The sequence below is a fragment of the Methanosaeta sp. UBA458 genome (genome assembly GCF_002496085.1).
Classification (GTDB): Archaea; Halobacteriota; Methanosarcinia; order Methanotrichales; family Methanotrichaceae; genus Methanothrix; species Methanothrix soehngenii.
Map to the genome: position 1 here is coordinate 1 of NZ_DAIK01000086.1, position 4,178 is coordinate 4,178.

Annotated in this window: 4 protein-coding genes and 1 pseudogene; 2 read left to right on the plus strand and 3 right to left on the minus strand. The window is 46.5% G+C overall.

What is annotated here, in order from left to right:
- The coding region (gene ilvC, locus BP822_RS05985; protein WP_286877949.1) for a ketol-acid reductoisomerase at positions 1-725 on the plus strand (725 nt) is incomplete at its 5' end.
- A 206-nt stretch (positions 726-931) separates the two neighbouring features.
- On the opposite strand, the gene BP822_RS05990 is transcribed toward ilvC, so the two are convergent.
- From BP822_RS05990 to BP822_RS06000, 3 genes are all read right to left on the minus strand, one after another.
- Positions 932-2,578 carry a DUF2254 family protein gene (locus BP822_RS05990; RefSeq protein ID WP_286877950.1) on the minus strand — a complete coding sequence of 549 codons (1,647 nt, stop codon included), beginning with the start codon at positions 2,576-2,578 and terminating at the stop codon, positions 932-934.
- Between the two features lie 362 nt (positions 2,579-2,940).
- Positions 2,941-3,384, minus strand: coding sequence for a type II toxin-antitoxin system VapC family toxin (locus BP822_RS05995; protein ID WP_286877952.1), 444 nt, complete (start codon positions 3,382-3,384; stop codon positions 2,941-2,943).
- Positions 3,381-3,638: a type II toxin-antitoxin system Phd/YefM family antitoxin gene (locus tag BP822_RS06000; RefSeq protein WP_286877953.1), complete on the minus strand. Its 258-nt coding sequence runs from the start codon at positions 3,636-3,638 to the stop codon at positions 3,381-3,383. Before BP822_RS06000 ends, BP822_RS05995 begins: the two co-directional genes overlap by 4 nt.
- A gap of 334 nt (positions 3,639-3,972) precedes the next feature.
- On the opposite strand from BP822_RS06000, the pseudogene BP822_RS06005 reads away from it, so the two are divergent.
- Positions 3,973-4,178 (plus strand): annotated as a pseudogene (locus BP822_RS06005) (ketol-acid reductoisomerase); the annotation flags it as partial.

Here is a 4,178-nt window from a genome sequence, read left to right on the forward strand (position 1 = left end):
GGGACGAGATCGCTCCAAACCTGGAGGAGGGCAACGTCCTTGGGTTCAGCCACGGCTTTAACATCCGCTACTTCCAGATCGTTCCGCCTGAGAACGTCGATGTGGTCATGGTAGCGCCCAAGGGTCCCGGCGACCTGGTGCGCAGGACCTACCAGGAGGGCAAGGGAGTTCCATGTCTGGTGGCTGTGGAGCAGGACCACTCCGGCGAGGCCAAGAAGAAGGCCCTGGCCTATGCCAAGGGCATTGGCGGCACACGGGCCGGGGTCATTGAGACCACCTTCACTGAGGAGACGGAGACCGATCTCTTCGGGGAGCAGGTGGACCTGTGCGGCGGGGTGACGGAGATGATTAAGGCAGCCTTCGAGACCCTGGTGGATGCGGGATACCAGCCTGAGATCGCTTATTTCGAGGCGTGTCACGAGCTGAAGCTGATTGTGGATCTGATCTACGAGGGCGGATTCATGCGCATGTGGAACAATGTATCCAACACCGCTGAATACGGGGGCATGACCCGGGGCCACAGGATAATCAATGAGCAGTCCCGTGAGGAGATGCTGGATATCCTGGCGGAGATCCAGTCAGGCGAGTTCGCCCGGGAGTGGATCCTGGAGAGCCAGGCTGGCCTTCCGGTGAAAAAGTCCCTGGAGAAGATGGAGTCTGAGCACCTCATCGAAGAGGTTGGTGCCCAGCTGCGGGCCATGATGCCCTGGTTAGAGAAGAAGTAAGCTTGAATCGTTTGGTGCATTGCATGGTCTCGCACGGGCACGGAAGAGCGTGCCCGGATGCGAAGCCATGCCACTATGGCCTCATGATAAACGATCATAAGATCCATCGAAGACTAAATCATAGGAAGGAAGAGCGGTTTCCTGACTCGTTGCCAAGATGGACGTGTGAGGTAGCTGTAAGTCAATAATAATTGTCAGGAAATACCTCATATTCCTGATTCTATGTTTATGTCATCTTTTTTAAAATCAATAGATGAATATATATTGTTGATTGATTTTTCTCCTAGACTGCTAATATCATCTAGCTTATTTTCTTTTGCCAAGATCTGGAGAAACTTAATTTGTGATATCGATTGGTCTGTTGCCTTACACAGCTTTTGTTTTGCGGAAGCTATACCGACACTCCCCAACCCGATAATAGCAATTGATGCGGTCTTCTCACTCCTTCGATCGATAGAATTCTCACCAATTTTCTTGAGATATAGTAATATATTAGATATCATTTCTTTGAACTCTTTTTTTGCGGCAATAGTACCGAGATTGCCAATTGCATGAGCTGCAAAAACCGCTTCACTTTCGAGATTATTCTCAATGGCTATAATCGTGATTGCCTCTAGAGATTCCGCTGCTGCAATTGCTTCATTTTCAAGACCTGATTCGATAGATATAACTCCTAATTTTTCCAATTCTGATACGGCAATCAATACCGTATCCTTTTGCCTGCGTTTAGATCCTTCCATGCCAATGGATCTAATTGATGACGTTGCATGTTTTATAGAGACTTTTCTACTTGTTTCTGCCGCCGTTGCTCCTATATCTTTCGTGAATAATATTGCCTGGAGAGCACAATTATTTTGGAACATCTTGTTTGTAGCTAGTACTCCAATCTTTCCAAGGAGATTTACAGCCCAGATTGAAACATATTCCATGTTTTGTCTATTAGATCTTGTTCCGATTTCGCCTATGCTTAGTATAGATTGCAGGGACACTTCTTCCAGCATTTCTTCAGTAGCGAGCATTCCAATTTGTCCTATCGTGACAATTGCATGGACAGTCGCATAGGCATCCCTCTTTTCTACAGCTAATTCTCCAATTATTGATAAATGTCGAAAGACAATACTCACATTGCATACATCACATTTATCGAATTCTGTAAATATTAATTCCAACTTAGATCCTATTGCATTCAATCCATATATTACCGTACTCTCATCATATCTCATCAAAGAAGAAATTATGATATCTGTAATGGGTTGAATCGCATCATTTTTATCTCCAAATCTATCAATGGACAGAATTCTTTCTTTTGTTATTTTCTCAGATAATTTATCGATTATATTTGAAGGCTTAAGCAAATCAAGAATGTTCCATATGTATGGTATCAACGCTAAAAAAGCAAAGACGCCCAATCGATAGTCAAGTGATATATAATATTCGAAGTCAGATATAATTTCTTCATTTGGCTCTATTAGTTTTAAAATTGCTACACCGTAGATTATGAGAAAAATATAAATTAGTATCAATGTCCAAACATCTGGAGATTTCTTAAATATCTCAATTATTCTTGAAGAAAAAGATGATGCCGAAAGCTGTACGGCCACAAGGCTCAGCGATACTATCAATGCAAATATTGCCGCCTCACTTTGCACTATGGTGCTCAACATGTATCTGGCACTATCAGGATATGTTTGAAGGAAAAGATAATTCAAATTTGGTATATTATTAGGAATGATATTCCACGTTACAGGGGATGTGAAGGTCATGACAATAATAAATAAAATGGGATAAATAGACCACCTAAACAAAGTACTCCCCATAATAGTCTCCAAAATTGATTTTTTCTTTATTATCACAGATCGCTAATCCACACTGGAATGTATAAGGTTATCGAAAATCTAATTTGCTTTTACGATCAGTCTCTTATTGCATCTAATTAGCTTAGGGATTTACGGGAGATAATTTGCACAATTTTCGAAACCGGTATCTGGAATTGGCCCGTATTTGATAGCTATTTTCAGGTTACGAAAGCAAAAAATTGGATACTTTATCTCCCGTCAACGAATTAAGATCAAAGAGACAAATTGTTCGCGTCCACACTCTTGTCCAAGGTATCGTCCAACTATGTAAGATGGCAAATCCCTTCCAGTCGGTGCCCGCGATCATTGATCCCGCTCGGATACGCTCGTCGCAGTTCCGCATGGTCACCTTGAGCCGCCTATTCTGGCTCGCTGGCCCCGGCAGGGCTTTCCAGCCATTGTTCAGGGCTCATTGTCTGCACAAATTCGGGACTGCGCTGCAGCATCTCCGCATCCCAGGAGATCAGAGCAGCATCGAACTCTTCTGCCACCGCCACATAAACCGCATCCGCACCGCGAAGGCGGTTCTCAATGGCGATCTCTGCCGCACGAAGAGCAAGGGAGTAATCCAGAGGGACCTGTGTCACGCCTGGAAAATGCCTTATCAGAGATACCAATCTCCTTGAAAGGAGAGAATCTCCTGTGGGCCTGGCAATGGCTGCTCCACACTCGGATAGAACAAGGGTGGGACAAAATATCCCCATTCCTTTCACCTCCTGCAGGAACCTGTAGCTCATGGAATACAGCTCCTCGGAAGGCCTCGCTGCCGATACAAATACGCTGGCGTCGATGGTCAGGTTCATCTCCTCATCTCCGTGAGGATCTCCAGCGCGCTCTTCTTGCTCTTCCAGGCTGAGTCGATCTCCTTAGCCAGGGATTCCCACTCTGCATCCCAGTCGATCCCTTTTGAAGTATCCTCGGAGGACTTCAATGGGACCAGAACGGCCATGGGCTTGCCCTCAGGGTCAACTAGGATTGCAGTCTCTCCAGGAGAGAGCTTAGAGAGAATTTCTTCCAGGTTCTTTTTTGCAGCGGATACAGAGACTTCTATTGACATATTCGATCCTCGCTCAAAAGCGCGAAACGGATGTTTTCGCTACGGGATTGCCTGAGATAATTCCTGCTCATTTATGCATTGCCGTCTATTAGACTCTATCTGAGATTATGGAATTATAGTATGGCCCGGCAGCGTCGTCTTACACTGCTGAGCATTACCTGCCGCCTCTGGCAGTGGCCGGACACGGGCGCGAGGCCCAGTCCTGAGGAGAGCGCCGCCTCGGGAGCCCCGTCCTGGACAATCCATTCCCGCTCGCTCGCATCGGCAGATACTCTATCCGATTTTTCATGGTTAGGGCCTGGAAGAAACGTACTAACATCGACAAATATGTGTTATGACCCGCGGCGAGAGGATCATCAATGAGCAGTCCCGTGAGGAGATGCAGGACATCCTGGCGGAGATCCAGTCAGGCGAGTTCGCCCGAGAGTGGATCCTGGAGAGCCAGGCTGGCCTTCCGATGAAAAAGTCCCTGGAGAAGATGGAGTCCGAGCACCCCATCGAAGAGGTTGGTGCCCAGTTGCGGGCCATGATGCCCTGGCT

Excerpts from the sequence above, each read along its gene's own strand:
- BP822_RS05995 (WP_286877952.1), bottom strand. The coding sequence starts at position 3,384 with ATGAACCTGACCATCGACGCCAGCGTATTTGTATCGGCAGCGAGGCCT.
- BP822_RS06000 (WP_286877953.1), bottom strand. The coding sequence starts at position 3,638 with ATGTCAATAGAAGTCTCTGTATCCGCTGCAAAAAAGAACCTGGAAGAA.